Below are 26,660 nucleotides of genomic sequence, written 5' to 3' on the forward strand. Positions count from 1 at the left end.
AAGCCAACGAAGCGGTGTAACCGCACCCGTTGCCTCTTCGCGAAAAGCTGTCGCCCACGGGTGTGGGCTCCTACGGTTCCTGCGCTTTGACCTTTCGCCAAAGGGCTTCCTGCTCCTCCAGCGAGTAAGAAGCCAGCGTGCGCCCCTCGCTTTCGGCCAGGGCTTCCATGCCGCGGAAGCGGCGTTCGAATTTCTGGTTCGCACCGCGTAGCGCACGCGAGACATCGACCTTCGCGTGGCGTGCGAGGTTGGCGGCGACAAACAGCAGGTCGCCGATTTCATCCGCGAGGCGCTCGTCGTCGGCCCCGTGCTCGAACTCGTGGCGCACCTCGTCGAGCTCTTCTTCGAGCTTCGCCAGCACAGGCCGGTGGTCGGGCCAGTCGAAGCCCGTGTTCGCCGCGCGCTTCTGCAGCTTCACCGCGCGCTGCCATTCGGGCAGGCCGCGCGAAATCCCGGCCAGCGCGCTGGTGTCGTCTCCGCCCTTCGCAAGGCGTTCTTCCGCCTTCAACCGGTCCCAGTCGCGCGAGCGCGCGGCATCGCTTTCGTGCGTCACGTCGCCAAACACATGCGGGTGCCGGCGCTCCATCTTGTCGCAGATGGCCGCGACCACGTCCGCGAACGCGAACTCGCCGGCTTCTTCCGCCATGCGCGCATGGAACACCACCTGCAGTAGCAGGTCGCCCAGTTCGTCGCGCAGGTCGTGCATGTCGTGGCGGTCGATGGCGTCGGCCACCTCGTACGCCTCTTCGATGGTGTACGGCGCGATGGTGGCGAAGCTCTGCTTCACGTCCCAGGGACAACCGTCGGTCGGATCGCGCAGGCGCGCCATGATCGCGAGGAGGTCGTCGATGGGTCGTGGCATGCGTCAGGCGTCCGGGTCGATGAGCCGTGCGGCCCAGTCGATGCTGGTGTCGCCGCAGGCGATGAATTCGGGGTTGATGAGCGAATCGCGTGTGTTGTAGCGGAACGGCCGGCCGGCGAGATCGAGCACGGCGCCGCCGGCCTCCTCCAGCACGCACTGCGCCGCGGCCGTATCCCATTCGGACGTGGCGCCCAGGCGCAGGTACACGTCGGCGTCGCCGCGGGCGATGACGCAGAACTTCAGCGAGGAACCCAGCGCGAAGGTCTCGTGCTCGCCCAGCCGGCCCAGCAGCGTGGCCGCGCGGACGCCCGCGTGCGAGCGGCTGCCCGTGACGCGCAGCAGGCCGTTGGCCCGGCGGGTGTGGATCGCCTCGCGCGGCGCGCCAGGCGTGGCCTCGCGCCATGCACCGTGCCCCTGCGCCGCGGCGTAGAGATCGCCCGTGACGGGCGCGAGCACCACGCCGAGCACCGCACGGTGGTCTTCGATGAGCGCGATGTTTACCGTGAACTCGCCATTGCGCTTCACGAACTCGCGGGTGCCGTCGAGCGGATCGACCAGCCAGTAGCGGCGCCATGTGCGGCGCTCGGCCCAGGGCGCGGCCAGCGCTTCCTCGGAGATGACCGGGACGCCCGGCGCGATGGCCTGCAGGCCCTGCGCGATGACCTTCTGCGCGGCGAGGTCGGCCGCCGTGACCGGCGAGGCATCGGCCTTCTGGATGACTTCGAAATCCTGCGCGTAGATGGCGAGGATGGCCCCGGCGGCCTCGCGCGCGATGGCGCAGACGTCGTCGAGCCAGGCCTGCGGGCGCGGCGCGCTCACGCGGGCTGGTAGCGGCCGGCGAGGTACTCGCGGGCCATGAAGAGGGCGGCGATGGAGCGGCCCTCGGTGACATCGTCGCGCGCCAGCAGCTCGTGGAGTGCATCCAGGCGCCACGGCACCACTTCCAGTTCCTCGGGCTCGTCGCCCTGCAGGCGCTCGGGGTAGAGATCTTCGGCCAGCACCACGTGCGCCAGGTGGGTCATGTAGGACGGCGACAGCGACAAGGTGCCGAGGATCTTCAGCTTGCGCGCACCGTAGCCCACTTCTTCCTTCAGTTCGCGGTTGGCGCCCTGCTCGGTGGTCTCGTCCTGGTCGAGGCGGCCCTTGGGCACCCCCAGCTCGTAGCGATCGACGCCGACGCCGTACTCGCGCACCAGCAGCACGGTGTCGGCATCGCGCATGGCCACGATGAGCACCGCGCCGAAACCGCTGCCCTTCAGGCGCTCGTACGTGCGGCGCTCGCCGTTGGAGAATTCGAGGTCGACCTGCTCCGCCTTGCGGAGGGGGCTATCGGGCGCGTCGCGCGTGGCGAGGATGGTGGGGCGCTTGTTCATCACGCGATTGTAGCGCCGCGCAGCCGTTCGAGCGCCGTGGCGTGGATCGCGGGCGTGCCGGCGAGCACATCACGGCTGGCGAGCCCCAGCGCGCCACCGTCGAGCTGCGTGAAGACGCCGCCCGCTTCGCGGACGATGACGGCCAGCGCGGCCACGTCGAGGATACTGACATCGGATTCCAGCACCAGGTCGAGGCCGCCGCGTGCCAGCAGGTGGTAGTGGCAGAAATCGCCATAGCCACGGATACGGTTGCTCTCGCGGATGAGTTCGCCCAGCACGCCCCAGCGCGCATCGGCGGTAAGCGTCTTGACGTTGCCCGTGGAGAGCGCGGCCTGCGCGAGCGCCTGCGTGCCCGCCACCTGCACGCGTTCGCCGTCGAGCCACGCGCCGCGGCCCTTCACCGCCCACATGCGCTCGCCGTACACCGGCGCGGACGACACGCCCAGCACCAGTTCACCGTGGTGCATCAGCGCGATCTGCGTCGAGAAGAACGGCGTGCGGCGCACGAAGCTCTTGGTGCCGTCGAGCGGGTCGACCAGCCAGAGCCATTCGCGCGTGGTGTCATCGGCGCCGTACTCCTCGCCATAGATGCCCGCCTCGGGCAGCGCCGCGGCGAGGATGCCGCGGATGGCCAGCTCGCTTTCGCGATCGGCCACCGTCACCGGCGTGTCATCGCCCTTGGTGATGACATCGACGCCGGCGCGCCAGTAGTGCTGGATGATCTCGGCTGCCGCGCCCGCGGCGTCGCGGGCGGCGGAAAGGGCCTTGTCGAGCGTATCGGTCATGGGGATACCGCGGGGGCGAGCCCGGCCTTGCGGGCCAGGGAAACGGAGCCGTCCGGCCGCACGGGGCCAAAACGGGCGATGAGGTGGGTGAGCGCGGTATCGGCGATGCGCGGCACCAGCGCGCCCTCCATGCGCCAGCCCAGTGGCGATGCGGCCACGCGCGCATCGACGGCCAGCGAGCCTTCGCCATCGTCTTTCAGCGTGGCATGCAGCACGCCACCGGCCGACGACGCCTTGAAGGCGATGCCACCCAGGGTGACGTGGCCCTCGGGGGTTTTGACGGCGGCGGCGCGCCAGGCCACGTCGGCGTCGAGCGTGACCGGCCAGTTGCCTTGCAGGTCGGCCTGGGGAACCTTGCCCTCGACCACGCCCACCGGCACCAGCTCGCGGGGCAGCCCCGGGCTGGCGAGCGCCGCGGCATCGAGGCGGAAATCGACGTCGCGCCACTGCACGCGGTCGGCCTCGGTGCGATCCATGTGGCCGTCGAAGCGGCCCGCGCGGCCATCGAGGTGGATGTCGAGGTGGGTGCGGCCGAGGATCACGTCGCGGCCGAGGGTCCAGGTGGCGGCGCCGAGTTCAAGCCCCTCCTGGGTCATGACGCGCCCGGCGCGGCCGTTCCACACGGTGCCCGAGAGATCGTCCAGCACCACGCCACGGGCTCGCTGCACGACGAACGGCACCGCCACGCTTGCCGGCAGGAACCAGTAGAAAAGGCCGGTGGCGAGCACCAGCACCAGGACAAGCAGGCCGATCCGGCGGAACCACTTCACTCCAGTACCTCTTGGCGAAACTTGAGGACACGGCGCGGCGGGGCGATGATGGGCGGATGACCGACGCCTTTGTAGCCCGCGACCTCTCCGTCCTCTGGCACCCGTGCACCCAGATGCACGACCACGAAACCCTCCCCATGGTACCTGTCGCGCGTGGCGAAGGGGCATGGCTGGTCGGCACCGATGGCCAGCGCTACCTCGATGCCGTGAGTTCGTGGTGGACCAACCTGTTCGGCCATGCGGAGCCACGCATCGCCGGCGCCCTGAAGGACCAGCTCGACCGCCTCGAACACGTCATCTTCGCCGGCTTCACCCATGAACCGGCCGTGGAGCTGGCCGAGGAACTGGTGCGCATCACGCCGCCCGGCCTCGAGCGCGTGTTCCTGGCCGATAACGGTTCGGCCGCCATCGAGGTGGCGCTGAAGATGAGCTTCCACTACTGGCTCAACCGCGGCCACGGCGAGAAAACCCGTTTCATCGCGCTCACCGGCAGCTACCACGGCGAGACGCTGGGGGCGCTCTCGGTCAGCGACGTGGCCCTGTACCGCAAGACGTACGCCCCGTTGCTGCTCACGCCGACGCTGGCGCCCTCGCCCGATGCCTACGAAGGCGAACCCGGCGAAACGCCCGGGGAAACCGCCACGCGCCGCCTCGGCGAGATGCGCGCGATCCTCGAGCGCCATGCGCATGAAACCTGCGCCGTCATCGTCGAGCCACTCGTGCAGTGCGCCGGTGGCATGCGCATGTACCACCCGTCGTACCTCACGGGCCTGCGCGCGTTGTGCGACGAATTCAACGTGCACTTCATCGCCGACGAGATCGCCGTGGGCTTCGGCCGCACGGGCACGCTGTTCGCATGCGAGCAGGCTGGCGTATCGCCCGATTTCATGTGCCTGTCGAAGGGCCTCACCGGCGGCTTCCTGCCGCTGTCGGCCGTGGTCACCACGCAGGACGTGTACCAGGCGTTCTACGCCGAATACGCGGCGGGCAAGGCCTTCCTGCATTCGCACAGCTACACGGGCAACCCGCTGGCATGCCGCGCCGCGACGGCCACGCTGGCGATCTTCCGCGACGACCCGGTGCTCGAACGCAACCGCGAGCTCGCCGCGCACATGGCGGCGCGCATCGCGCCGCTGCGCGACCACCCGCATGTGGCCGACGTGCGCCAGACAGGCATGATCGCCGCCATCGAGCTGGTGGCCGACAAGGCCACCCGCACGCCCTTCCCCGCCGGCGACCGCCGCGGCATGCGCGTGTACCGCCATGGGCTGGAGAACGGCGCGCTGCTGCGGCCGCTGGGCAACATCGTCTATTTCATGCCGCCCTATGTGATCCGCGAGGACGAGATCGATTTCATGGTCGATACGGCCATCGCCGGTATCGCGAAGGCCGTGGCCTAGATCCGCGACAGGCCCACGGGCAACGCGCCCAGGCGGGCCATCTCGCCCTCGGCGAACATGCCGGGGTCGTCGAGGTAGGCCATGGCGAAGTCGTGGGCATCGGCGCCCCAGAACAGCTCGCCATCGATGACCAGCGTGGGCACGCCGAACAGTTTGTCGCGCATGGCGTGTTCAAAATTCGCCTGCAGGGTTTCCTTCACCTGCGGCGTGCCCAGTGCCGCGCGCACGTCGGTGATGCCGAACGAGGCCGCGAGTGGCGCCAGCGCCTCGGGCGTATCCGCCGCGCGGCCGTGGGCCCAGATCCATTCGTAGATGGCACCCACCGCTTCCACCGTGTTGCCCGCCGCCACGCACAGGCGCAGCGCAGGCAGCGGGTTGAACGGGTGGCTTGGCGGGAAGCGCAGCGGCATGTGGGCCTGCCGCGCGCGCCACAGGGCGTAGCGATAGGTGAATTCGCGTTTGCACGGGATCTCGGCGGGCCCGAGGTGGTTCATCTGCTTGAGCAGCGCGCCGAACAACATGGGCCGCAGGGCGACCTCGCGGCTGGCGGCCAGCTCGCGGATGGCGGGCCATTGCAGCCAGCAGAACGGCGAGACGAAGTCGAAATACCAGGCGATGGGCATGCAGGTGCTCCCAGGGCGTTGGCGTCGACGATAGCCGCCCGCGCAGGCCGGTACAATGGCGGTTCCGTGACACAGGCCCCCGCATGCGCACCATCCGCATCCACGTCGACCAGCCGCTGGCCACCGGCCAGCAGATCACCCTGCCCACGCAGGCCGGCGAGCACGTCGCCCGCGTGCTGCGCATGCAGCCGGGCGACCCTGTCGTGCTGTTCGCAGGCGATGCACCCATGGAATTCGATGCCACGCTGAGCGGTGTCGGCAAGCGCGAGGTCGTGGCGCTGGTGGGCGAAGGCCGCGCGCTGGCCAATGAATCCCCGCTCGGGCTCACGCTGGCCCAGGGCGTGGCGCGCGGCGAGAAGATGGACCTGATCGTGCAGAAGGCCACCGAACTCGGCATCGCGCGCATCGTGCCGCTCATCACCGAGCGCTCCGAGGTGAAACTGGATGCCGCCCGCGCGGAGAAGCGCCTGCTGCACTGGCGCGCCGTGGCCGCCAGCGCGTGCGAGCAGTCGGGGCGCGCGGTGGTGCCGGTGATCGAGCCCGCCATCGCGCTGAACGCGTGGCTGGGTGCGCTGGGTGAAGGTGGGCCGATGCGGCTGGCCTTGTTGCCCGAAGGCACGAAGCGGCCCGCGGAGCTGGGCCTTGCCGGGGCCGCGCTCATCGCTATAGGGCCGGAAGGCGGCTTTGGCGAGCGCGACCGCGCGGCGCTGGCCGGTGCCGGGTTCACGGGGTTGAAGCTGGGGCCGCGCATCTTGCGTACCGAGACCGCGGGGCTTGCTGCCATCGCGATGTTGCAGGCCCTCTACGGCGACGTTTGATGCGCCGTCGTAGGAGCCCACACCCGTGGGCGACAGCTCTTCGCGAAAAGCTCTCGCCCACGGGTGTGGGCTCCTACTGCACTGTGGGAGCGCGCTTGCGCGCGATGCTCTTGCTTACAGCGCGGCGTCGATCGTCGCCATCACGTCATCAGTGAGCAGCGGCACGGCATCCAGCGCCTTCAGGTTCTCCTCGAGCTGCCGCGGCTTGCTCGCGCCGAGGATCACCGTCGATACGTGCGGGTTCTTCAGGCACCACGCCAGCGCCATCCGCGCCAGGGGGATACCAAGGCCGTCGGCGATCGGCGCCAGCTTGCGTACGGTCTTGAGCGCCGCGCCATCGTTTTCCAGCAGCGCATCGCGTAGCCACGCGTAGTCCGGGTGGCCCAGGCGTGAATCGTCCGGCACGCCGTCGTTGTACTTGCCCGTGAGCAGGCCCGAGGCCAGCGGCGACCAGATGGTGGTGCCCATGCCGTGCGCGCGGTACAGCGGCGCGTAGTCCTTCTCGACGCGGTCGCGGTGCAGCAGGTTGTACTGCGGCTGTTCCATCGACGGCGCGATGAAGTGGTTCTCGCGCGCCACGCGGTGTGCTTCTTCGATCAGTTCGGCCGGCCACTCGCTAGTGCCCCAGTAGAGCACCTTGCCCTGGCGCACGAGCAGGTCCATGGCCATGACGGTTTCCGCCACCGGCGTATCGGGGTCGGGCCGGTGGCAGAAATACAGGTCGAGGTAATCGACGCGCAGGCGCTCGAGCGCCTGGTGCGCGGCATCGAACACGTGCTTGCGCGAGAGGCCGCGCTGCGTGGGCTTCGGATCCGTGACCGCACCGAAATACACCTTGCTCGATACGCAGTACGCATCGCGCGGCAGGCGCAGGTCGGCGATGACATCGCCCATGAGGCGCTCGGCGTCACCGGCGTTATAGGTCTCGGCGTTGTCGAAGAAATTGATGCCGTGGTCGTACGCCAGCGCGATGAGCTCGCGCGCGGCGGAGCGGCCGACCTGGCGGCCGAACGTGACCCACGCGCCATACGACAGTGCCGACAGCTTGAGGCCGGTGGTACCGAGGCGACGGTATTCCATGGAGGGCTCCTAGACGAGCAGGAAACGGAACTGGTGAAGCACGACGTGCTGGATCGCGTAGAGCGCGATGCCCGCGAAGATACCGGCGATGACGTCATCGAGCATGACACCCATGCCGCCTTTCACGCGTCGATCGAACCAGCCGATAGGCCAGGGTTTCCACACATCGAACAGGCGGAACAGGCCAAAGCCCAGCGGTATCCACGCGGCACCGGGCACGGCGACCAGCGGCAGCAGGGCGATCCACTGCCCGACGAATTCATCCCACACCAGGCTGCGATGGTCGTCCACGCCGATGGTGCGGCCCGCCGCGTCGCAGGCCCACACGCCCAGCGCGAACGACAGCACGATGACCACCAGCCAGCCCCACGCCGAGAGCACGGGCCACAGCAGCAGCCACGGCACGAGGGCGGCCAGCGAACCGACGGTGCCCTGTGCCTTCGGGGCGAGGCCCGAGCCGAAGCCGGTAGCCACCCACCCGGCGGGCGTGGCCATGAGGCGGCGGCGTGCAGCCGGGTCGAGCGTGTACTTGGTGCTCATGCGAAGTGGTTCCAGCCCGCGCGCCGCGGCACGCGCGCTCCACCGGCGCCATCGAGGACGCGCACGCCGGCGCCTTCGACGATGCGGCCGATGCGCGTGGCGCCGCAGCCCACGCGGGCGAGATCGGCCGCGACCTCGCTGGCCTTGTCGGCGGGCACGGTGAAGCACAGCTCGTAATCGTCGCCGCCGGCCAGCGCGAAATCGATGGCGTCGGCGTCGTGGAAGTGCGTGAGCATGGCGGAGGACCGCGGCAGCAGCGCCGGGTCGATCTCGGCGCCCACGCCGCTTCGCGTGCAGATGTGGCCGAGGTCGGCGACGAGGCCATCGGAGACATCGACGCACGCCGTGGCGATGCCACGCAGTGCCTGCCCGGCGGCCACGCGCGGTGTCGGCCGGTTCAATCGCTCGACCAGCGCGGCATACGGCGCCGGGTCGGCTTCCGCCAGGCAGCGCAGGCCCGCGGCGGCATCGCCCAGCGTGCCGGTGACCATCACCGCGTCGCCCACGCGCGCGCCGGAGCGCAGCAGCGCCTGGCCGGGCGTGGTGAAGCCGTGCACGGTGACCGTGATGGTGAGCGGGCCACGCGTGGTGTCGCCGCCGATGAGGGCGAGGCGGTACGGCGTGGCCAGCTCGGCGAAGCCGCGGGCGAGGCCATCGATGAAGGGTTCCTCCGCCGCGGGCAGGGTCAGCGCCAGCAACGCCCACGCGGGCGTGGCGCCCATGGCGGCGAGGTCGGAGAGGTTCACCGCAAGCGCCTTCCAGCCGATGTCGGCGGCGGCCGTGCCCTTCGGGAAGTGCACGCCCTCGACGAGGGTGTCGACGGCGATGGCCAGCTCGCGACCCGCGGGCACGGCGACCACGGCGGCGTCGTCGCCGATGCCGAGCGCCACGTCATCGCGGGCGACATCGGTGTGCCGGCGGATGCGTTCGATGAGGTCGAATTCCATGCCGGCCCCGGACCGGTCAGCGCTTCTCGGCCGTACGCCAGTGCGTGGCCAGTTTGTCGAGCACGCCATTCACGTAGCTGTGGCCGTGGTCGGCACCGAAGCGCTTGGTGGCTTCCACCGCCTCGTTGATGACCACGCGGTAGGGCACGTCGGGGCGGTATTTCAGCTCGTAGGCACCCATGCGCAGCGCGGCGCGCTCGATCGGGTCGATCTGGGCCACGTCGCGGTCGACGAACGGCTTGATGCCCTCGTCCAGTTCCTTGACGTGCTGCTCGACGCCGCGGAGCAGGTCTTCGAAGTATTCCTGGTCGGCGACCTGCATGTCCTGCTCGTGGCGGAACTGCTCGATGACGCTGCCCATGCGGGCGCCGCCCACCTGCCAGGCATAGAGGGCCTGCAGGGCACGGCGGCGGGCGCGCGAGCGCGCGGCGAGGTCGATGCCGTGCGGAGGGGTGTTATTCATTTGCCGAGTTTCGCATAGAGGTTGGACATTTCGATCGCGACCATGGCCGCGTCGGCGCCCTTGTTGCCCGCCTTGGTACCGGCACGCTCGATGGCCTGCTCGATGCTGTCGGTGGTGAGCACGCCGAAGGAGACCGGCACGCCCGAGGCGTAGGCGGCCTGCCCGAGGCCCTTGGCGGCTTCGCCGGCCACGTAATCGAAATGCGGGGTGGAACCGCGGATGACGGCACCGAGGCCGATCACGGCGGCGTACTTGCCCGAGGCGGCCACCTTGTGCGCGGCCTGGGCGATTTCCCACGCGCCGGGCACGCGGATGAGGTCGATCGCGTCGTCCTTCACGCCGTGGCGCACCAGCGTATCGCGCGCGCCTTCCACCAGCGGTTCGACCACGAACGCGTTGAAGCGGCCGGCGACGATGGCGAAACGGCCCTTGGGGGTGGCGAAATCGCCTTCGATGATCTTCATGGGGGTCCTTATGGGGCGTGGGGCCGCCGTGCGGCCGGGTATTTTACGGGGTTTTGGGGCGCGGGTGGCCGCTGAAGGCCAGGCTGGCCTGGCCGCCGGCCACGCGCAGCCGCCCGGGGGTACCGAACGGCAGGGTGAACTTGGTGGGGCCGTGGCCAAAGGGCAGGCCCCGCACGAAGGGGATGCCCGAGGCCGCGGCGACGCGCTCGAACGCCACGCCCAGGTCATAGCCGTTGTCGTATTCGGCCACGCGGCAGCTGGTGAAATCGCCCACCAGCACGGCCTTCTGCCGGCCGAGCACCCCTGCGTGCAGCAGGTGGTAGAGCATGCGTTCGACGCGGTACGGGGGCTCGGCGATATCCTCGATGAAGAGGATGCCGCCCTCGATCGACGGGAAATACGCCGACCCGACCAGGCTGCCCAGCATGGCCAGGTTGCCGCCCCACACCGTGCCTTCCACGGCCAGGTCGGCCGATTCCGGGCTCTCCCACGTGGCCACTGCCTCGTCGGCCGCCAGCGCGGCCCAGAACTGGCGCCACGTGAGCGGGTCGAGCTCGGGGGCGCCGAAGTCGGGGCCGAGCATGGGGCCACCCAGCGTCACCACGCCGCTGCGGGCGAGCAGCGCGCATTGCAGGGCGGTGAAATCGCTGTGCCCCACGAGGGCCACGGGCGCACCGCCGAGCCGTGCGCGCAGGCCGTCGTAATCGAGCAAAGGCAGCAGCGGATGCGCGCCATACCCGCCACGGATGGCGAGCACCACGTCGGGCAGCGGCTTCGACGCGTCGGCAAGGGCATTGAGGTCGGCGGCACGCTGGGCGTCGCTGCCGGCGAAGCGCAACTCGCGCCGCTGGAGCACCTCGCGGCCATGCACGCGGTGCCCCGCCGCCTCGAGTCGCTCGATGCCAATGCGCATCGCATCGGGGTTGTGCGGGTAGCCGGCGGGGGCGATCAGCTGGATATCGTAGTGGGCTGCCATGGGTCAGGTTTAGCTGGCCTGCTCGACCACTTCAAGGCCGAAGCCAGAAATGCCCACGAACCGGCGTGGCGTGCCCATGACGCGCAGCCGCTTCACGCCCAGGTCGGCGAGCACCTGCGCACCCAGGCCCAGCTGGCGCCACTCCTGGTCATCCTTCGGGGCCGGCATGGGCTGGGCATCACCGCGCAGGCGGGCCAGCAGCGCATCGGGCGTGTCTTCGCCGGACAGCACCAGCAGCACGCCGCGCTCCTCGTCGGCGATACGGCGCAGGGCTTCGGTGACCGTCTGCCCCAGGTCGTCGCGCTTCAGGTGCAGCACGTCGGAAAGCGTGTTGCGCACGTGCACGCGCGTCAGCACCGGCCCACCGTCATCGATGGCGCCGCGCGACAGCGCGAAATGCAGGCCGCTGCGGATCGCGTCGCGGTACGCGACAAGACGGAACGGGCCGAACTCGGTGTCGACGTCCTCCTCGAACACGCGCTCGACGGTCTTCTCGGTTTCGAGGCGGTAGCGGATGAGGTCGGCGATGGTGCCGATCTTCAGGCCGTGCTTCGCCGCGAACGCTTCGAGCTCGGGGCGGCGGGCCATGGAGCCATCGTCGTGCAGCACTTCGATGATGACGGCGGCGGGCTCGAGGCCGGCCATGGCGGCGAGGTCGCAACCAGCTTCCGTATGGCCCGCGCGCGAGAGCACGCCACCGGCCTGCGCCGTCAGCGGGAACACATGGCCCGGCATGGTGATATCCGCCGGCTTCGCGTCCTTCGCCACGGCCACCTGCACGGTGCGCGCGCGGTCGTGCGCGGAGATGCCGGTGGTGACGCCTTCGGCCGCCTCGATCGAGACGGTGAAATTGGTGTGGTACGGCGAGTTGTTGTCTGTGACCATGGGCTTCAGGCCCAGCTGGCGCGTGCGCTGCTCGGTGAGCGTCAGGCACATGAGGCCGCGTGCCTCGCGGACCATGAAGTTCACGTCTTCCGGCCGCACTTTTTCGGCGGCCATGACGATGTCGCCTTCGTTCTCGCGGTCCTCGTCGTCGAGGATGATGACCATGCGGCCGTTGCGCAGCTCGTCGAGGATCTCGGGGATGGTGCTGAATGCCATGGTGGTGGGCCCGTCAGGCAAAGCCGTGCTGTTTCAGGAAGGTTTCGTCCAGGCGCGGGGCGCCGCCGCTGGCGAGCAGCCGCTCCACGTAGCGGGCGACGACATCCACCTCGATGTTCACCGCGTCGCCGGGGCGGCGCGCCGCGAACGTGGTGTGTTCCACCGTGTGCGGGATGAGGTTCACGCCGAACCGCGTGCCGTCCACCTCGTTCACCGTGAGGCTGGTGCCGTCGATGCACACCGAGCCCTTGTGGGCGATGTAACGGGCCAGGTCGCGCGGCACCTCGAAGGTCCAGCGCAGCGAGCGGCCATCGGGCACCACCGCGACGACCTTGCCCACGCCATCGACGTGGCCGGAGACGAGGTGGCCGCCGAGGCGGTCGGCCAGGCGCAGCGCCTTCTCGAGGTTCACCGCATCGCCGGCCTTGTGCTTGCCCAGCGAGGTCATGGCCAGCGTTTCGTTGGAGACATCGGCCGCGAAGCTCGTGGCATCGAAGGCGACGGCCGTGAGGCAGACGCCGGCCACCGCGATGCTGTCGCCCAGGGCGACATCGGCCATGTCGAGGGTGGTGGTGTCGACGACGAGGCGGACGTCGCCGCCGCGTGGCTCGAGGCGCTGGATGCGGCCGACGGCCTGGATGATGCCGGTGAACATGTGGCGTTTCCCGCTAGGTTGGCGAAAAACGTCCCAAGGCGCATGGCACACGCGCCCCCGCGAGGGAGCGCATGGTGCCGTCTTCTTTCATCCGGACTATGACCGTCGGCTCCGGACTCTGACCGGATCTGCTGACCTCCCGGCGGGTGCCGGGAGCGCTCGCGGGCTTGTTTCGTTACCGAAACCTACCGCCGGTGGGGAGTTACACCCCGCCCTGAAGACGCGTGACTATCGTGCGGAGCATAACATGAGGCCTGCCAAACGAGCCGCAACCCCTTCGTAGGAGCCCACGTGTGGGCAACATCGTTTCGCGACGCGCCACACGACCTGCCGCGGTGAGGCGGGAGATGTCGCCCACGGAGTGGGCTCCTACAGAAGCGCCTGGTCCATCACCCAGCTTGTGCGGGCGGCGGTTTCGCCGGTGGACGGGCATGTGCCCTCCCCCAACAGCTGCCCCACCATCGTGGTGATGAGTGGCTGCTGGATGTGTGCCGGGTTCTCGACCAGAAGGTTGTCCACCCGGCCATCGGTTTCCACGCGGATGGGCCCGTCGCCGAAGGTGGCGAAGGTGAGGCGGCCGCGGTCGCCGACGAGTTCGATGCGATCCTCGCGCCGGTCGGCGCCGAAGTTCCACAGGCCCGTGCCGACCACGCCGCTGCCGAAGGCGAAGGCCAGCGCCACGGCATCCTCCGCCGGGTAGGCGCCGAGCTGGTTCCGCGACAGGCCGCGTGCCTCGACGATGGGGCCGAGGAGGAAATCCAGGATATCCAGCGTGTGGCTGGCCAGGTCGACGAAGATGCCGCCGCCCGACACCTCGGGCTGCACGCGCCAGGGCAGGTTCGCCTTGTCCTGGTAGGCCTTCTCGAACGGGTGGTGCAGCACGACGCTGGCGAAGCGTGGCGTGCCGATGGTGCCGTCGGCCAGCAGCTTCGCCACCGTGGTGAAGCGCGGCAGCGCGCGGCGGTAGTACGCCACGAAGACGGGCACGTTCGCCGCCCTGCCCGCCTCGACGATATCCAGGCACTCGCCGTGGTTCATCGCCATGGGCTTTTCGATGTAGACCGGCTTGCCGGCGGCGATGGCCTGCAGGGCGTACGCGCGATGGCTGGATGGTGGCGTGGCGATGTACACGGCATCGACGCCGTCATCGTCGATGAGCGCACTGGCATCGTCGTACCAGCGCGGCACGGCGTGGCGCTGCGCGTAGTCGCGCGCCTTTTCGCCATCGCGCCGCATGACGGCGACGAGCGACGAGCCTGGCACCTTCGCGAACGCGGGCCCGCTCTTCACCTCGGTGACCGCGCCGCAACCGATGATGCCCCAGCGCACGTGGTTCATGCGGCGGGCCGCATCAGCAGGCGGGTGTCGTCGCCGACCTGGCGGCGGTCGATCGTATCGAGCTTCCAGCGCGACGCCATGTCGTCGAGCGGCGGCAGCTGCAGCATGGGGCGCGCGCTGCTGCCCAGCAGCACGGGCGCGATGTAGACAAGCAACTCGTCGGCAAGGCCTTCGGCAAGCAAGGCGCCGCACAGCACCGGGCCGGCCTCGACATGCACCTCGTTCACGTCGTGCTGCGCCAGCCAGTGCAGCGCGGCGCGCAGGTCGAGGCCCTTGCCGTCCCCGGCGCGGATCGCGGCGCGCCGCACCGTTTGCAGGTGCGGCGGCACAGCGGCGCCTTCGGCATGCAGCAGCACCGTGGGCGCGCTGCCATCAAGCACATGGAAACCGGCCGGTGTGCGCAGGTGGGTATCGAGGATGGCGCGCAGCGGCGGCACGAAGGGTTCATCGCCCGGCAGCCGCACGGTAAGGCGCGGGTCGTCGGCGAGCACGGTGCCGCTGCCGGAAAGGATGGCGGACGCGCGGGCGCGCCAGCGCTGCACGTCGTTGCGCGCGGCTTCGCCGGTGATCCACTTCGACGACCCGTTGGCGAGCGCCGTGCGGCCGTCGAGGCTCATGGCCAGCTTGACGCGCACCCACGGGCGGCCGCGCTGGATGCGGCTGAAGAAGCCGATGTTGAGTTCGTGCGCGGCATCGCGCATGAGGCCCACCTGCACGCCGATGCCGGCGGCGCGGATTTTCTCGATGCCCTTGCCGGCCACCTGGGGGAAGGGATCCTCGTGGGCGATGACGACACGCCCCACGCCAGCGGCGATGAGCGCATCCGCGCACGGCGGCGTGCGGCCGTGGTGCGCGCAGGGTTCCAGCGTGACGTAGGCCGTGGCGCCACGGGCGGCCTCGCCGGCTTCGCGCAGCGCGAAGACCTCGGCGTGCGGCTCACCCGCCTTCGGGTGCCAGCCGGTGCCCAGCACGGTCTCGCCGCGTGCGATGACGCAGCCAACGCGCGGGTTGGGCTGGGTGGTGTGCATGCCACGCGCGGCGAGGCGCAGCGCATGGGCCATGTGCCCATGGTCCATGGCCGGGAAGAACGGGCGGGTCATCAGGGCTTGCGCCCGCGACGGGCCGCTTCGAGCAGGGGTAGCTGCAGGCCCTCGAGCGAGGGCAGATCGCGCTCGAGTTTCTCGATCTCCTCGCGGAACGCGTGGACATCCTCGAAGCGCCGGTACACCGAGGCGAACCGCACGTAAGCCACCTGGTCGAGCGCCTTGAGCTCGCGCATCACCAGCTCGCCCACCTGGCGCGACGGCACCTCGCGTTCGCCGCTGCGGCGCAGGTCGTTCTTCACCGCGTGCACGGCGGCATCGACGGCATCGCTGCCGACGGGCCGCTTCTGCAGCGCGCGCTCGAAGCTGACCCGCAGCTTGTGCTCGTCGAACGGCTCGCGGCGATCGCCTGACTTGACCACCGCCGGGAGCTTCAGTTCGGCCGTTTCGAACGTATTGAAACGCTCGCCACACTGCGGGCATTCACGCCGCCGACGCACCGTGCCACCGTCCTCGGTGAGCCGGGAATCGATGACGCGGGTGTCTTCATGCTGGCAGAACGGGCAGTGCATCGATCAGCCGTAGACCGGGAACTTCTTGCACTGGGCCGTGACCTTCTCGCGCACCGCGGCGATGACGGCGTCATCGTTGGGCGCGTCGAGCACGTCGCAGATCCAGTGGGCCAGTTCCACCGTATCGGCTTCCTTGTAGCCGCGGGTGGTGATGGCCGGGGTACCGACGCGCAGGCCCGAGGTGATGAAGGGCGAGCGCGGGTCGTTCGGCACCGCGTTCTTGTTCACGGTGATGTGCGCCTTGCCAAGCGCCGCTTCCGCGTCCTTGCCGGTGGCGTCGCGGCCGATCAGGTCGATGAGCATGAGGTGGTTCTCGGTGCCGCCCGACACGACCTTGTAGCCGCGCTCGATGAGCGTCCTGGCCATGGCCTTGGCGTTGGCCACCACCTGCGTCTGGTAGGCGGTGAAGGCCGGCTCGAGCGCCTCCTTGAACGCCACGGCCTTGGCGGCGATGACGTGCATGAGCGGGCCGCCCTGGATACCCGGGAACACGATGGACTGCAGCTTCTTTTCCAGGTCCTCGCCCAGGCCCTTCGCCACGATGATGCCGCCGCGCGGGCCGCGCAGGGTCTTGTGCGTGGTGGAGGTGACGACGTGCGCGTGCGGCACCGGGTTCGGGTACACGCCCGCGGCGACGAGGCCGGCGATGTGCGCCATGTCGACGAACAGGTAGGCGCCCACCTTGTCGGCGATGGCACGGAACTTCGCCCAGTCGAGCACCTGCGAGTACGCCGAGAAGCCGGCGACGATCATTTTGGGCTTGTGCTCCACCGCGAGCTTTTCGATCTCGTCGTAGTTGACGAGGCCGGTATCGGGGTCGATGCCGTACTGCACCGCGTTGAACAGCTTGCCCGAGAGGTTGACCTTGGCGCCGTGGGTGAGGTGGCCGCCGTGGGCCAGGCTCATGCCCAGGATGGTGTCGCCCGGGTTCAGCAGCGCGAAGTACACGGCCTGGTTGGCCTGCGAGCCGGAGTGCGGCTGCACGTTGGCGTAATCGGCGCCGAACAGCTTCTTGAGGCGGTCGATGGCGAGCTTCTCGGCCACGTCGACGTACTCGCAGCCACCGTAGTAACGCTTGCCCGGGTAACCCTCGGCGTACTTGTTGGTGAGCGTGGAACCCTGGGCTTCCATCACGCGCGGGCTGGCGTAGTTCTCGGAGGCGATCAGTTCGACGTGATCTTCCTGGCGGCGCGATTCGTTGGCGATGGCCTGGGCCAGCTCATCGTCGTAGCCGGCGATCGTTGCATCCTTCGGGAACATCTCGACCTCGTGGAAAGGGGGGCGGGGAAGGCGAAAAGTTTAGCTGACATGGGGGTTTGCAGCCAGCCTGCGGGTTTTCCCGATGCGAACTCCGAATAGGCCTACGGCCCCGTCAGAAAAGGACTACAGCCCCGCGATGATGGCCTCCGCTACGTTAGGCCCCGGGCGCATTCCCGCGTCTCATCTGGAAAGGATCTCCATGAAATTCAAGACCCTGTCATTAGCGCTTTGCCTGGGCCTGGCCACGCTGTCACCTGCCGCCGTCGCCCAGCACGCCACGTCGACGGCGGCTTTCGACGCGCGCGCCGACGCCGGCCTGCCCTTCGACGCCTGGGTGACGCAAGGCGACCAGGCGCCCGCCCTGGTCACCGTCCTGGAGCGGCTGGAGACCGTCATCGACCTGCCCGATGGCACCACCGGCACGGTGTACCTCGCCGAGGTGGACGGCCGCGGCGCCACGCTGGTACGCGCCGGCGACCGCATCGCGCTCACGATGGACGACACCCCGCCGGCACCGGCCGCCGGCCGGGGCGCGCGCCACCGCCGCTTCGCGGATTCGATCCCCATTGACTGGGCGGGCCTGGACGACCTGATCACGCGCCCGGGCGACGGGGAGGAGGAGGAAGAACTGTTCGCCCCTGGCGACGGGTCGCGGGCCCTCCACGTCTGGCTGTACATCCATGACGACGCCGGCGAAAACGACCACGCCAAGGTCCTCAGCTGGTACGCCGCCTGGTGGATCCGCGACATGGAGAAAACCGTGCGCCCCGGCGTGCCTATTCGCGTCTCGCTGCGCGCCCGCGTACCCGGCGTCACCAACCTCGCGTACCACCAGGGCAGCCGCGAGGACCGGATACTGGAACTCGCCAAAGCGGCACGCGACGACGTGAAAGCACGAGGCGAACCCGTCACGCCCCTTACCCGCTACGTGCTGCTGGTGGGCAAGCCAGCCGCCAGCTGGGGCGCAGGCACCTTCGGCCTGGCGATCGAGCAATCGGGGGCGGCGCTCATCAGCAACCACGGGCATCGGCATGTGTTCGCCCACGAGGTGGGGCACCTGCTCGGCGCCACCCACGAGGCGGCCGAAGACCGCTGGAACTGCGTCACGAACATGGGCCCCATGGTGCTGTTCAAGGTGGCGTGCCGGGTCTACACCAAGGCCAATGACCAGAACATCCGGGACTATATCGGTCGCCGCAAGTAGGCTCCGGGCCGGCCCGGCGCCCGCGACGTGAAGACGCGGGCGCCGGCACCCGGTGCGACCCGGTATAATCGGGATTTGCCCAGCGGCGCCCTGCGCGCGCCGGGGCCAGGCCTTCCGACGGAGCGTCCATGCAATACATCTTCACCATGAACGGGGTCAGCAAGATCGTCCCCCCGAAGCGCCAGATCATCAAGGACATCTCGCTGTCGTTCTTCCCCGGCGCCAAGATCGGCCTGCTGGGCCTGAATGGCGCGGGCAAGTCCACGGTGCTGAAGATCATGGCTGGCGTCGACAAGGACTTCCAGGGCGAGGCCCGCGCCAACCCCGGCACCAAGATCGGCTACCTGGCGCAGGAGCCCGACCTCGACCCGGAGAAGACCGTCCGCGAGGCCGTCGAAGAAGGCGTCTCCGAGGTGCTCGACGCGCAGAAGCGCCTCGAGGAGGTCTATTCCGCCTACGCCGAGGAAGGCGCCGATTTCGACGCGCTGGCCAAGGAGCAGGAAAAGCTCGAGGGCATCCTCGCCGCCAACGATTTCCACGCGCTCGAGCGCCAGCTCGAGGTCGCGGCCGATGCCCTGCGCCTGCCGCCCTGGGACGCGAAGATCGGCCCCCTGTCCGGTGGCGAGAAGCGCCGCGTGGCGCTGTGCCGCCTGCTGCTGTCCAAGCCCGACATGCTGCTGCTCGACGAGCCCACCAACCACCTCGACGCCGAGTCGGTCGACTGGCTCGAAACCTTCCTGCACGACTACCCCGGCACCGTCGTGGCGGTCACGCATGATCGCTACTTCCTCGACAACGCCGCCGAGTGGATCCTCGAGCTCGACCGCGGCCGCGGCATCCCCTGGAAGGGCAACTACACCGAGTGGCTGGAGCAGAAGGACGAGCGCCTGAAGCAGGAAGCCAACCAGGAGAAGTCGCGCCAGAAGGCCATCCAGAAGGAACTGGAGTGGGTTCGTTCGGCCGCCAAGGGCCGCCAGTCGAAGGGCAAGGCGCGCCTCAACCGCTTCGAGGAACTCAACTCGGTCGAGTACCAGCGCCGCAACGAAACCAACGAGATCTTCATCCCGCCGGGCGAGCGCCTGGGCCAGGAAGTGATCGAGTTCAAGAACGTCACCAAGTCGTTCGGCGACCGCATGCTCATCGAGGATCTCTCCTTCAAGATCCCGGGCGGCGCCATCGTCGGCGTCATCGGCCCCAACGGCGCGGGCAAGTCCACGCTCATGAAGATGATCATGGGCAAGGAAACCCCGGATTCGGGCGAGGTGAAGCTCGGCCACACGGTCAAGCTCGCCTACGTGGACCAAAGCCGCGACGCGCTCGATCCGAACAACAACGTGTGGCAGGAGGTATCCGGCGGGTCCGACATCCTCACCATCGGGAGCTTCGAGATCCAGTCGCGCCAGTACATCGGCCGCTTCAACTTCAAGGGCACCGACCAGCAGAAGATCGTGGGCCAGCTTTCCGGTGGTGAGCGTGGCCGCCTGCACATGGCCAAGACCCTGCTGCAGGGTGGCAACGTGCTGCTGCTCGACGAACCGTCGAACGACCTGGACGTCGAAACGCTGCGCGCGCTCGAAGATGCCCTCCTCGAGTTCCCGGGCTGCGCCGTGGTCATCTCGCATGACCGCTGGTTCCTCGACCGCATCGCCACGCACATCATCGCGTTCGAAGGCGACTCGCACGTCGAGTTCTTCCCCGGCAACTACAACGAGTACGAAGCCGACAAGAAACGCCGCCTCGGCGACGACGCCGGCCCGAAGCGCGTGAAGTACAAGAAGCTCGTCTGACGGCGGCAAACGTGAAGCGTCAATCGCGAAGCGTCAGTGGCTTCGCAAGCTGTTCCTGACGATTGACGCTTCACTCTTCACCCGCAAGCCGCCACGCCAGCCCGGAGCGCAGCATGTCCTTCATCCACACCCTTTCCAAAGCCTGGCATCGCAACCAGTCCCTCGTCTGCGTGGGCCTGGACCCCGAGCCGGGCCGGCTGCCCGCCGGCCTTTCGGGCGAGGAAGGCATCTTCACCTTCTGCCGCGATATCGTGGACGCCACGGCGGGCCTGGTATGCGCCTTCAAGCCGCAGATCGCGCACTTCGCCGCCCAGCGGGCCGAGGGGGCGCTCGAGCGGCTCATCCGGCACATCCACGACCGGCACCCCGGCATCCCGGTCATCCTGGATGCCAAGCGCGGCGACATCGGCTCCACTGCCAAGCACTACAGCGTGGAAGCGTTCGGGCGCTACGACGCCGACGCGGTGACGCTCAACCCGTACCTCGGCAAGGATTCAATCGATCCATTCCTCGCCCACGCCGACAAGGGCGTCATCCTGTTGTGCCGCACCTCCAACCCCGGCGGCGCGGATTTCCAGGCGCTCGACTGTGGCGGCGAGCCGCTGTACATCCGCGTGGCCCAGACCATCGCCCGCGACTGGAACGGCCATGGCAACTGCGCCCTGGTCACCGGCGCCACCTGGCCAGAAGAACTAGGTCGCGTCCGCGCCGTTGTGGGTAATATGCCCTTGCTGGTTCCCGGCATCGGCGCGCAGGGCGGTGACGTCGCAGCGGTTATGAAGCATGGTCAGACACCTGGCGGCACGGGCCTGATGATTTCATCGTCCCGCGCCATCCTCTACGCTAGCAGTGGTCCCGACTTTGCCGACGCAGCCCATCGGACGGCGGATGAAATGAGAAAATTGATTAACTCGTTTCAGACAGTGCTTTGAGAAAAAAGGACAGTCGTAAATTGCACGACTTGGCAACTGTCTAGGGCTTACGCTCTGCCTCCGGCCTATCAACAATACCGGGTCTTTGCGCCGCGAAAGCGTTCCTCCGGAGTTGTTATGCCACTCACCAACCGAGGTTTTTCTCAACGCCTGCATGTCGCGCTGGACATGGCCGGCGTGAAGAAAGGCCGCGGCCGTATCACCCAACTGGCCGATCTGTTCGATGTCAGCCGGGAAACGGCGCGGAAATGGCTAAGCGACCTGGGCTTGCCCGAGCTCGAGCGCCAGATCGACATGGCCGTGCGCTTCGGCGTCAATTTCGAATGGCTCGCCACCGGCCGCGGCTCGCCCAGCGGCGCCACCGGCGTCAAGGAAAGCCCGGCCCTCTACCGTGCCGATTCGCGCGAGCAGCTGCGCCTCGTGGGCCTGGTCAGCCGCCTGCCCAAGGAGCGGCGCAAGGCGCTGCTCATCATCGTCGAGGCGCTGGCCGAGGCTGAATAACGAGGGCATCGCTCGTAGGAGCCCACCCCCGTGGGCGACAGCGCCTCGCGAAGGCCCATGGCGTTCTTGCCCGGGGCAAGCAGGGTCGCCCACGGAGTGGGCTCCTACCCGCGATCAGTCGTCGCCGATATCCATGCCGGGGAACAGCACCTCGGTGAACCCGAACTTCGAGAAGTCGGTGATGCGCGAGGGGTAGAGCCGCCCGATGAGGTGGTCGCACTCGTGCTGCACCACCCGTGCGTGGAAGCCTTCCGCCGTACGGTCGATCGGCTGGCCCTTCGGGTCGACGCCCTGGTAGCGGATGAGCGAGTAGCGGTTCACCGCCCCGCGCAGCCCGGGCACCGACAGGCACCCCTCCCAGCCCTCTTCCATGTCTTGAGAAAGAGGCGTGATCACCGGATTGAGAAGGATGGTCTGTGGCACCGGCGGGGCGTCGGGGTAACGCTCGCTGCTGTCGAAGCCGAAGATGACCAGCTGCAGGTCGACGCCGATCTGTGGCGCGGCCAGGCCCACGCCGCCGGCGTGGTGCATGGTGTCGAACATGTCGGTGATGAGGGCGTCGAGCGCGGCCGAGCCGATCATGTCGTCGGGCACCGGCGGCGCGATGCGCAGCAGGCGCTCGTCGCCCATCTTCAGGATGTCACGGATCATCGGCGGGCCGCGGGTGTGGGGATGACCCCAGCATGGCGGCATGCGCCCCTCGGCTCAAGCCCCCGTTCGCGGCGGCGCAGCATGCGTGCCCACGCGTGGCCATTCGACCAATGGCTAATACGCGCAAACCCCCAGAATCATTGACCCCCAAGAGTTCGGGGGCGACCCTTGTGGCCATCCGCAAGGGGAGCTCAGAACACATGCAAAGCGCCATTCCCAAACCCAGTCCCGCGGGGAAAATCCTGTGGGCGGCCATCGCCATCGTCGGCGCATGGTGTCTCGGCGTCGTGGCCTTGCGCCGCGGCGAGCCCATCAATGCGATATGGCTGGTCACCGCCTCCATCGCCGTCTTCCTCATCGGCTACCGCTTCTACAGCCGCCTCATCGCCAACAAGGTGCTGCAGCTCGATCCGAGCCGTGCCACCCCGTCGGTGCTCCGCAACGACGGCCTCGACTACGTGCCCACTGACAAGTGGGTGGTGTTCGGCCACCACTTCGCCGCCATCGCCGGCGCCGGCCCGCTCGTGGGCCCGGTACTGGCCGCGCAGATGGGCTACCTGCCCGGCATGCTGTGGATCCTGGTGGGCGTGGTGTTCGCCGGCGCGGTGCAGGATTTCATGATCCTGGGCCTGTCGCTGCGCCGCGACGGCCGCTCGCTGGGCCACATGCTGCGCGAGGAACTGGGCGAAGTGCCCGGCGTCATCGCCATGGTCGGCGTGCTGGTGCTCATGATGATCGTGCTGGCGGTGCTGGCCCTGGTCGTCGTGAAGGCGCTGACCCACAGCCCGTGGGGCACGTTCACGGTGGCCGCCACGATCCCCATCGCGCTGCTCATGGGCGTGTACCTGCGCTATATCCGCCCCGGCAAGATCCTCGAGGTATCGATCATCGGCCTCATCCTGCTGCTGGCGTCGATCTGGTACGGCAAGACGGTGAACGACACGCCGGCCCTCGCCGCGCTGTTCGACTTCGACGCCAAGGCGCTGGCCTGGTGGCTGATCGGCTATGGCTTCTTCGCCTCCGTGCTGCCCGTGTGGCTGCTGCTGGCGCCGCGCGACTACCTGTCGACGTTCCTGAAGATCGGCACCATCGCCCTACTCGCCCTGGCCATTTTCCTGGCCGCGCCGACCCTGCAGATGCCGGCGGTCACCCAGTTCATCGACGGCACCGGCCCGGTGTTCCAGGGCAACCTGTTCCCGTTCCTGTTCATCACCATCGCCTGCGGCGCCGTTTCGGGCTGGCATTCGATCATCGCCTCAGGCACCACGCCGAAGCTGCTGGCCAATGAAGGCGAAGCCCGCATGGTCGGCTACGGCGGCATGCTGATGGAGGCCTTCGTCGCCATCATGGCGCTGATCGCCGCGGCCTCGCTGCACCCGGGCGTGTACTTCGCCATGAACAGCCCGGGCGCCCTGGTCGGCACCACCGTGCAGGATGCCGCCGCGGCCATCAGCCAGTGGGGCTTCGTCGTCACCCCGGCCGAGCTCAGCGATACCGCGAAGAACATCGGCGAGAGCACCATCCTCGGCCGCGCCGGTGGCGCCCCGACCCTGGCGGTGGGCATGGCCCAGCTCCTCCACGGCATCATGCCGGGCGAGGGCATGATGGCGCTTTGGTACCACTACGCCATCCTGTTCGAAGCATTGTTCATCCTCACCACCGTCGATGCCGGCACCCGCGTCGGCCGCTTCATGATCCAGGAGCTGGCCGGCATGGCCTACGCCCCGCTGAAGAAAACCGATTCGTGGCTCGGCAACGTCATCGCCACGGTCATCTGCGTGGGCCTGTGGGGTTACTTCCTGTACCAGGGCGCGGTCGATCCGCTGGGCGGCATCAACACGCTGTGGCCGCTGTTCGGCATCGCCAACCAGATGCTTGCCGCCATCGCGCTGATGCTGGCCACCGTCGTCACCGTGAAGCTGAAGCGCGAACGCTACGTACTGGTGCCCGCCATCCCGGCCGCGTGGCTGGTTATCTGCACGCTCACCGCCGGCTGGCAGAAGCTGTTCGACGCCAAGATCAGCTTCACGGCCGCCGCCAACAAGTACGCGGACGCCGCGGCCGCGGGCAAGGTCATCGCCCCGGCCAAGTCGGTGGACGAGATGCAGCGCATCATCACCAACAACCGCGTCGACATGGTGCTCACCGGTTTGTTCATGCTGCTGGTGCTCACCATGCTGTTCTTCTCGCTGCGTGCCATCGCCCGCGCATGGCGCGCCAACCACCCCACCGCGCATGAAGAGCCCTACGTGGCGCTCAACAGCGTGGCCCCGTAAGAGGCGCATGGCGATGGAGACCTTCACCCCTGCGTCGCCGCGCTCGCTGTGGAAGTGGGCGGTGCAAACCGCCCGCCTCTGCTGCGGGGTGCCCGATTACGACGTGTACGTGAAGCACCTGCGCGAGCACCACCCGGAACGGCCGGTACCGAGCTACGGGCAGTTCTTCCGGGAGCGGCAGGAGGCAAGGTACCGAGGCACGGGCGGCCGTTGCTGTTAGAAAAAAAGTGTTCAAGCAACTCTATTTTGCGGCGACGCGGCCCTTGCGCATGTTGGCGCGCGAATCCTCGATCATCGCGCGCATGGCGTTGGCGGCTTCGTTTGGACGCCGGCGACGGATCGCTTCGTACACCGCCTGGTGGTACGGCAGCGAATACTTGAAGTTCGTGGCCGTGCGCGCCGACATGACGAAGAACGTGGCCACGGCCGTTTCGATGACGCTGAACAGCGAGCTCAGCAGCTCGTTGTTCGTCGCTGCCAGCACCGCCTCGTGGAACCGCAGGTCGGCCTCCGCCCAGGCCTCGAGGTCGTCGGCGGCCTCCATGGCATCGAGCGCCTCGCCGATGGCCTGAAGCTGGTCGCTGTCACGGCGCCGCGCCGCGGCCATGCACGCGGCCGGCTCGATGATCTCGCGCATCTCCACAAGCTTGCCGACGAAATCCTCCGTGGGCATCGACTCGCAGCGCCACGCGAGCACATCGGGGTCGAGGTGGTTCCAGTGGCGGGCATCGCGGACGCGCATGCCGGTCTTCTGCCGCGTCTCGATGAGCCCCTTGGCGGCAAGCACCTTCAGCGCCTCGCGCAGGATGGTGCGGCTGACCGACATCTGCACGGCGAGCTGCGCTTCGCCCGGCAACGCATCGCCCGGGCGCAACGTGCCGCCGACGATCGCAGCGCCGATTTCCTCCACCACGCGGCCGTGCAGGCTGCGTGCATTTGCCATTTTAGGTGCCATCGCGCCCCTTCCCGCGTGAAGAGCCGCCCCATCGTAGCCACGTTCGCCCGAAAGGCGTTGACGCAACGCAGCTTGTGTATTGTCGTACAAATGTGCTTTCGTCTTGCGGAGACCTACATGGGAGTGGACGATGCGCAAGCTTCTCGCCGTGGCCGTTGCGGCCACCCTCTTCGGCGCGGCCGCCCCGGCCTTCGCCGGCGACGCCACGAAAGCCTCGTTCGGCAACACGCCGGATGGCAAGGACGTCACGGTCGTGACGCTCACCAACGGCAAGGGCATGACGGCGAAGATCATCTCGCTGGGCGCCGCGCTCTATGCCCTCGACGTGCCCGACCGCACCGGCAAGCCCGGTGACATCGTGCTGGGCTACCCCGACCTGAAGGGCACTTTCGACAAGCCGCAGTATTTCGGCGACACGGTGGGCCGCTACGCCAACCGCATCGCCAAGGGCAAGTTCAAGCTCGATGGCAAGGACTACACCGTGCCCGTCAACGACGGCCCGAACTCGCTGCATGGCGGCAAGCTGGGCTTCGACAAGGTGGTGTGGTCGGTCGACAAGGTGGAGTCGGGCGCCACGCCCAGCGTCACCATGACCTACGTCAGCCCCGATGGCGACCAGGGCTACCCGGGCAAGCTCACGGCCACGGCGAAGTACACGCTCGACGACAAGAACGCGCTGACCATCGAATACACGGCGACGACGGATAAACCCACCATCGTCAACATCACCAACCACACCTACTGGAACCTCGGTGGCGAAGGCTCCGGCAGCGTGATGGAACACAAGCTGATGATCGCGGGCGATGCCTACTTGCCCACCGATGCCACCGCCATCCCCACGGGCGAGATCCGCAACGTGGCCGGCACCGACTTCGATTTCCGCAAGGCAAAACCCATCGGCCGCGACATCCGCGACGCGAAGGAACAGCAGCTCGTGTTCGGCCGTGGCTACGACCACAACTTCGTCATCTCGAAGAAAGAAGCCGCGCAGCCGCGCGAGGTGGCCCGCGTCACCGATCCGAAGAGCGGCCGCGTGCTGTCGCTGTGGTCGGCCCAGCCGGGTCTGCAGTTCTATTCGGGCAACTTCCTCGACGCCACCACCTCGGGCAAGTCGGGCCACGTCTACCGCCAGGGCGATGCCTTCGCGCTCGAGCCGCAGATCTTCCCCGATACGCCGAACCAGCCGGATTTCGGCTCCGCCCGCCTCGACCCCGGCCAGACGTACAAGAACGTCATGACCTACAAGTTCAGCACGGACAAGGCTGCCACCAAATAACCGCGGCA

29 protein-coding genes and 1 riboswitch are annotated in these 26,660 nt (G+C 68.4%); of the genes, 9 read left to right on the forward strand and 20 right to left on the reverse strand.

The genetic code is table 11. From position 1 onward, the window contains the following. Nucleotides 1-70: 70 nt before the first annotated feature. The 5 genes from mazG to gspN are packed head-to-tail and all read right to left on the reverse strand — an operon-like array spanning nucleotide 71 to nucleotide 3,790. Nucleotides 71-862, reverse strand: coding sequence for a nucleoside triphosphate pyrophosphohydrolase (gene mazG, locus VI08_RS15850; protein ID WP_045830579.1), 792 nt, complete (start codon nucleotides 860-862; stop codon nucleotides 71-73). Nucleotides 863-865: 3 nt separating this feature from the next. After that, nucleotides 866-1,681: a 3'(2'),5'-bisphosphate nucleotidase CysQ gene (gene cysQ / locus VI08_RS15855; RefSeq protein ID WP_045830580.1), complete on the reverse strand. Its 816-nt coding sequence runs from the start codon at nucleotides 1,679-1,681 to the stop codon at nucleotides 866-868. Beyond that, a complete protein-coding gene (gene nudE, locus VI08_RS15860; protein ID WP_045830581.1) occupies nucleotides 1,678-2,235 on the reverse strand; it encodes an ADP compounds hydrolase NudE in 558 nt (185 codons plus the stop codon). The genes cysQ and nudE overlap by 4 nt, the downstream gene beginning before the upstream one ends. Next, nucleotides 2,235-3,020 carry an inositol monophosphatase family protein gene (locus tag VI08_RS15865; protein WP_045830582.1) on the reverse strand — a complete coding sequence of 262 codons (786 nt, stop codon included), beginning with the start codon at nucleotides 3,018-3,020 and terminating at the stop codon, nucleotides 2,235-2,237. Before VI08_RS15865 ends, nudE begins: the two co-directional genes overlap by 1 nt. Continuing rightward, entirely contained in the window at nucleotides 3,017-3,790 is a 774-nt protein-coding gene (gene gspN, locus VI08_RS15870) for a type II secretion system protein N (protein ID WP_052698009.1), read from the reverse strand. Before gspN ends, VI08_RS15865 begins: the two co-directional genes overlap by 4 nt. A gap of 56 nt (nucleotides 3,791-3,846) precedes the next feature. On the opposite strand from gspN, the gene VI08_RS15875 reads away from it, so the two are divergent. Continuing rightward, on the forward strand, nucleotides 3,847-5,190 hold the full coding sequence (locus VI08_RS15875; RefSeq protein ID WP_045830583.1) for an adenosylmethionine--8-amino-7-oxononanoate transaminase: 1,344 nt from the start codon (nucleotides 3,847-3,849) through the stop codon (nucleotides 5,188-5,190). Here VI08_RS15875 and VI08_RS15880 read toward each other — a convergent pair. Continuing rightward, the gene (locus tag VI08_RS15880; protein ID WP_045830584.1) at nucleotides 5,187-5,813 is read right to left on the reverse strand and encodes a 2-hydroxychromene-2-carboxylate isomerase; all 627 of its coding nucleotides are present in this window, start codon (nucleotides 5,811-5,813) and stop codon (nucleotides 5,187-5,189) included. The genes VI08_RS15875 and VI08_RS15880 overlap by 4 nt on opposite strands. A gap of 83 nt (nucleotides 5,814-5,896) precedes the next feature. Between VI08_RS15880 and VI08_RS15885 the strand changes: the two genes are divergently transcribed. Further along, complete coding sequence (locus VI08_RS15885; RefSeq protein ID WP_045830585.1) at nucleotides 5,897-6,631, forward strand: 16S rRNA (uracil(1498)-N(3))-methyltransferase; 735 nt, start codon at nucleotides 5,897-5,899, stop codon at nucleotides 6,629-6,631. 114 nt (nucleotides 6,632-6,745) lie between these two features. Here the strand turns inward: VI08_RS15885 and VI08_RS15890 are convergent, their stop codons facing one another. From VI08_RS15890 to glyA, 12 genes are all read right to left on the reverse strand, one after another. Next, complete coding sequence (locus VI08_RS15890) at nucleotides 6,746-7,711, reverse strand: potassium channel beta subunit family protein (RefSeq protein WP_045830586.1); 966 nt, start codon at nucleotides 7,709-7,711, stop codon at nucleotides 6,746-6,748. A 9-nt stretch (nucleotides 7,712-7,720) separates the two neighbouring features. Beyond that, complete coding sequence (locus tag VI08_RS15895) at nucleotides 7,721-8,251, reverse strand: phosphatidylglycerophosphatase A family protein (protein ID WP_045830587.1); 531 nt, start codon at nucleotides 8,249-8,251, stop codon at nucleotides 7,721-7,723. After that, nucleotides 8,248-9,198, reverse strand: coding sequence for a thiamine-phosphate kinase (gene thiL, locus VI08_RS15900; protein ID WP_045830588.1), 951 nt, complete (start codon nucleotides 9,196-9,198; stop codon nucleotides 8,248-8,250). The genes VI08_RS15895 and thiL overlap by 4 nt, the downstream gene beginning before the upstream one ends. Nucleotides 9,199-9,214: 16 nt before the next feature. Beyond that, complete coding sequence (gene nusB / locus VI08_RS15905; RefSeq protein ID WP_045830589.1) at nucleotides 9,215-9,661, reverse strand: transcription antitermination factor NusB; 447 nt, start codon at nucleotides 9,659-9,661, stop codon at nucleotides 9,215-9,217. Continuing rightward, nucleotides 9,658-10,125 carry a 6,7-dimethyl-8-ribityllumazine synthase gene (gene ribH / locus VI08_RS15910; protein ID WP_045830590.1) on the reverse strand — a complete coding sequence of 156 codons (468 nt, stop codon included), beginning with the start codon at nucleotides 10,123-10,125 and terminating at the stop codon, nucleotides 9,658-9,660. The genes nusB and ribH overlap by 4 nt, the downstream gene beginning before the upstream one ends. A 43-nt stretch (nucleotides 10,126-10,168) precedes the next feature. Then, a complete protein-coding gene (ldcA, locus tag VI08_RS15915; protein WP_045830591.1) occupies nucleotides 10,169-11,101 on the reverse strand; it encodes a muramoyltetrapeptide carboxypeptidase in 933 nt (310 codons plus the stop codon). Between the two features lie 9 nt (nucleotides 11,102-11,110). Next, nucleotides 11,111-12,202, reverse strand: a complete 1,092-nt coding sequence (gene ribBA, locus VI08_RS15920; RefSeq protein WP_045830592.1) for a bifunctional 3,4-dihydroxy-2-butanone-4-phosphate synthase/GTP cyclohydrolase II — start codon at nucleotides 12,200-12,202, stop codon at nucleotides 11,111-11,113. Between the two features lie 13 nt (nucleotides 12,203-12,215). Then, complete coding sequence (locus tag VI08_RS15925) at nucleotides 12,216-12,857, reverse strand: riboflavin synthase (RefSeq protein WP_045830593.1); 642 nt, start codon at nucleotides 12,855-12,857, stop codon at nucleotides 12,216-12,218. Nucleotides 12,858-12,932: 75 nt separating this feature from the next. Further along, nucleotides 12,933-13,083: riboswitch (FMN riboswitch) on the reverse strand. 143 nt (nucleotides 13,084-13,226) lie between these two features. Beyond that, nucleotides 13,227-14,195, reverse strand: coding sequence for a Gfo/Idh/MocA family protein (locus VI08_RS15930; RefSeq protein WP_045830594.1), 969 nt, complete (start codon nucleotides 14,193-14,195; stop codon nucleotides 13,227-13,229). Beyond that, complete coding sequence (gene ribD / locus VI08_RS15935) at nucleotides 14,192-15,256, reverse strand: bifunctional diaminohydroxyphosphoribosylaminopyrimidine deaminase/5-amino-6-(5-phosphoribosylamino)uracil reductase RibD (RefSeq protein ID WP_052698012.1); 1,065 nt, start codon at nucleotides 15,254-15,256, stop codon at nucleotides 14,192-14,194. The genes VI08_RS15930 and ribD overlap by 4 nt, the downstream gene beginning before the upstream one ends. Before the next feature lie 38 nt (nucleotides 15,257-15,294). Continuing rightward, nucleotides 15,295-15,810 (reverse strand): transcriptional regulator NrdR, encoded by a 516-nt coding sequence (nrdR, locus tag VI08_RS15940; RefSeq protein WP_045830596.1) that lies wholly within the window; start codon nucleotides 15,808-15,810, stop codon nucleotides 15,295-15,297. A 3-nt stretch (nucleotides 15,811-15,813) separates the two neighbouring features. Next, the gene (gene glyA, locus VI08_RS15945) at nucleotides 15,814-17,070 is read right to left on the reverse strand and encodes a serine hydroxymethyltransferase (RefSeq protein WP_045830597.1); all 1,257 of its coding nucleotides are present in this window, start codon (nucleotides 17,068-17,070) and stop codon (nucleotides 15,814-15,816) included. Nucleotides 17,071-17,269: 199 nt separating this feature from the next. Here glyA and VI08_RS21030 point away from each other — a divergent pair, with 199 nt between their 5' ends. From VI08_RS21030 to VI08_RS15965, 4 genes are all read left to right on the forward strand, one after another. Further along, nucleotides 17,270-18,274 (forward strand): hypothetical protein, encoded by a 1,005-nt coding sequence (locus VI08_RS21030; RefSeq protein WP_052698010.1) that lies wholly within the window; start codon nucleotides 17,270-17,272, stop codon nucleotides 18,272-18,274. 128 nt (nucleotides 18,275-18,402) lie between these two features. Beyond that, the gene (ettA, locus tag VI08_RS15955; RefSeq protein WP_045830598.1) at nucleotides 18,403-20,061 is read left to right on the forward strand and encodes an energy-dependent translational throttle protein EttA; all 1,659 of its coding nucleotides are present in this window, start codon (nucleotides 18,403-18,405) and stop codon (nucleotides 20,059-20,061) included. 113 nt (nucleotides 20,062-20,174) lie between these two features. Next, the gene (gene pyrF, locus VI08_RS15960) at nucleotides 20,175-20,993 is read left to right on the forward strand and encodes an orotidine-5'-phosphate decarboxylase (protein ID WP_045830599.1); all 819 of its coding nucleotides are present in this window, start codon (nucleotides 20,175-20,177) and stop codon (nucleotides 20,991-20,993) included. 117 nt (nucleotides 20,994-21,110) lie between these two features. Next, a complete protein-coding gene (locus tag VI08_RS15965; protein ID WP_045830600.1) occupies nucleotides 21,111-21,494 on the forward strand; it encodes a helix-turn-helix domain-containing protein in 384 nt (127 codons plus the stop codon). Between the two features lie 114 nt (nucleotides 21,495-21,608). Here the strand turns inward: VI08_RS15965 and def are convergent, their stop codons facing one another. Beyond that, a complete protein-coding gene (gene def, locus VI08_RS15970; protein ID WP_045830601.1) occupies nucleotides 21,609-22,145 on the reverse strand; it encodes a peptide deformylase in 537 nt (178 codons plus the stop codon). A 200-nt stretch (nucleotides 22,146-22,345) separates the two neighbouring features. Between def and VI08_RS15975 the strand changes: the two genes are divergently transcribed. Continuing rightward, on the forward strand, nucleotides 22,346-24,421 hold the full coding sequence (locus tag VI08_RS15975; RefSeq protein ID WP_045830602.1) for a carbon starvation CstA family protein: 2,076 nt from the start codon (nucleotides 22,346-22,348) through the stop codon (nucleotides 24,419-24,421). A 13-nt stretch (nucleotides 24,422-24,434) separates the two neighbouring features. Beyond that, nucleotides 24,435-24,641: a YbdD/YjiX family protein gene (locus VI08_RS15980; protein ID WP_045830632.1), complete on the forward strand. Its 207-nt coding sequence runs from the start codon at nucleotides 24,435-24,437 to the stop codon at nucleotides 24,639-24,641. A gap of 21 nt (nucleotides 24,642-24,662) precedes the next feature. Here VI08_RS15980 and VI08_RS15985 read toward each other — a convergent pair whose 3' ends face one another. Then, nucleotides 24,663-25,364, reverse strand: coding sequence for a FadR/GntR family transcriptional regulator (locus tag VI08_RS15985; RefSeq protein WP_232309568.1), 702 nt, complete (start codon nucleotides 25,362-25,364; stop codon nucleotides 24,663-24,665). Between the two features lie 142 nt (nucleotides 25,365-25,506). Between VI08_RS15985 and VI08_RS15990 the strand changes: the two genes are divergently transcribed. After that, on the forward strand, nucleotides 25,507-26,652 hold the full coding sequence (locus VI08_RS15990) for an aldose epimerase family protein (protein ID WP_045830604.1): 1,146 nt from the start codon (nucleotides 25,507-25,509) through the stop codon (nucleotides 26,650-26,652). Nucleotides 26,653-26,660: the final 8 nt, after the last annotated feature.

This window comes from Luteibacter yeojuensis (assembly GCF_000964085.1).
Lineage (GTDB): Bacteria > Pseudomonadota > Gammaproteobacteria > Xanthomonadales > Rhodanobacteraceae > Luteibacter > Luteibacter yeojuensis_A.

Bases quoted from the DNA above. Each gene is read 5' to 3' on its own strand.
- mazG (WP_045830579.1), bottom strand. From the start codon at position 862: ATGCCACGACCCATCGACGACCTCCTCGCGATCATGGCGCGCCTGCGC.
- nudE (WP_045830581.1), bottom strand. From the start codon at position 2,235: ATGAACAAGCGCCCCACCATCCTCGCCACGCGCGACGCGCCCGATAGC.
- VI08_RS15865 (WP_045830582.1), bottom strand. From the start codon at position 3,020: ATGACCGATACGCTCGACAAGGCCCTTTCCGCCGCCCGCGACGCCGCG.
- VI08_RS15875 (WP_045830583.1), top strand. From the start codon at position 3,847: ATGACCGACGCCTTTGTAGCCCGCGACCTCTCCGTCCTCTGGCACCCG.
- VI08_RS15880 (WP_045830584.1), bottom strand. From the start codon at position 5,813: ATGCCCATCGCCTGGTATTTCGACTTCGTCTCGCCGTTCTGCTGGCTG.
- VI08_RS15885 (WP_045830585.1), top strand. From the start codon at position 5,897: ATGCGCACCATCCGCATCCACGTCGACCAGCCGCTGGCCACCGGCCAG.
- VI08_RS15890 (WP_045830586.1), bottom strand. From the start codon at position 7,711: ATGGAATACCGTCGCCTCGGTACCACCGGCCTCAAGCTGTCGGCACTG.
- VI08_RS15895 (WP_045830587.1), bottom strand. From the start codon at position 8,251: ATGAGCACCAAGTACACGCTCGACCCGGCTGCACGCCGCCGCCTCATG.
- thiL (WP_045830588.1), bottom strand. From the start codon at position 9,198: ATGGAATTCGACCTCATCGAACGCATCCGCCGGCACACCGATGTCGCC.
- nusB (WP_045830589.1), bottom strand. From the start codon at position 9,661: ATGAATAACACCCCTCCGCACGGCATCGACCTCGCCGCGCGCTCGCGC.
- ribH (WP_045830590.1), bottom strand. From the start codon at position 10,125: ATGAAGATCATCGAAGGCGATTTCGCCACCCCCAAGGGCCGTTTCGCC.
- ldcA (WP_045830591.1), bottom strand. From the start codon at position 11,101: ATGGCAGCCCACTACGATATCCAGCTGATCGCCCCCGCCGGCTACCCG.
- ribBA (WP_045830592.1), bottom strand. From the start codon at position 12,202: ATGGCATTCAGCACCATCCCCGAGATCCTCGACGAGCTGCGCAACGGC.
- VI08_RS15925 (WP_045830593.1), bottom strand. From the start codon at position 12,857: ATGTTCACCGGCATCATCCAGGCCGTCGGCCGCATCCAGCGCCTCGAG.
- VI08_RS15930 (WP_045830594.1), bottom strand. From the start codon at position 14,195: ATGAACCACGTGCGCTGGGGCATCATCGGTTGCGGCGCGGTCACCGAG.
- ribD (WP_052698012.1), bottom strand. From the start codon at position 15,256: ATGGCCCATGCGCTGCGCCTCGCCGCGCGTGGCATGCACACCACCCAG.
- nrdR (WP_045830596.1), bottom strand. From the start codon at position 15,810: ATGCACTGCCCGTTCTGCCAGCATGAAGACACCCGCGTCATCGATTCC.
- glyA (WP_045830597.1), bottom strand. From the start codon at position 17,070: ATGTTCCCGAAGGATGCAACGATCGCCGGCTACGACGATGAGCTGGCC.
- VI08_RS21030 (WP_052698010.1), top strand. From the start codon at position 17,270: ATGAAATTCAAGACCCTGTCATTAGCGCTTTGCCTGGGCCTGGCCACG.
- ettA (WP_045830598.1), top strand. From the start codon at position 18,403: ATGCAATACATCTTCACCATGAACGGGGTCAGCAAGATCGTCCCCCCG.
- pyrF (WP_045830599.1), top strand. From the start codon at position 20,175: ATGTCCTTCATCCACACCCTTTCCAAAGCCTGGCATCGCAACCAGTCC.
- VI08_RS15965 (WP_045830600.1), top strand. From the start codon at position 21,111: ATGCCACTCACCAACCGAGGTTTTTCTCAACGCCTGCATGTCGCGCTG.
- def (WP_045830601.1), bottom strand. From the start codon at position 22,145: ATGATCCGTGACATCCTGAAGATGGGCGACGAGCGCCTGCTGCGCATC.
- VI08_RS15975 (WP_045830602.1), top strand. From the start codon at position 22,346: ATGCAAAGCGCCATTCCCAAACCCAGTCCCGCGGGGAAAATCCTGTGG.
- VI08_RS15980 (WP_045830632.1), top strand. From the start codon at position 24,435: ATGGAGACCTTCACCCCTGCGTCGCCGCGCTCGCTGTGGAAGTGGGCG.
- VI08_RS15985 (WP_232309568.1), bottom strand. From the start codon at position 25,364: ATGGCAAATGCACGCAGCCTGCACGGCCGCGTGGTGGAGGAAATCGGC.
- VI08_RS15990 (WP_045830604.1), top strand. From the start codon at position 25,507: ATGCGCAAGCTTCTCGCCGTGGCCGTTGCGGCCACCCTCTTCGGCGCG.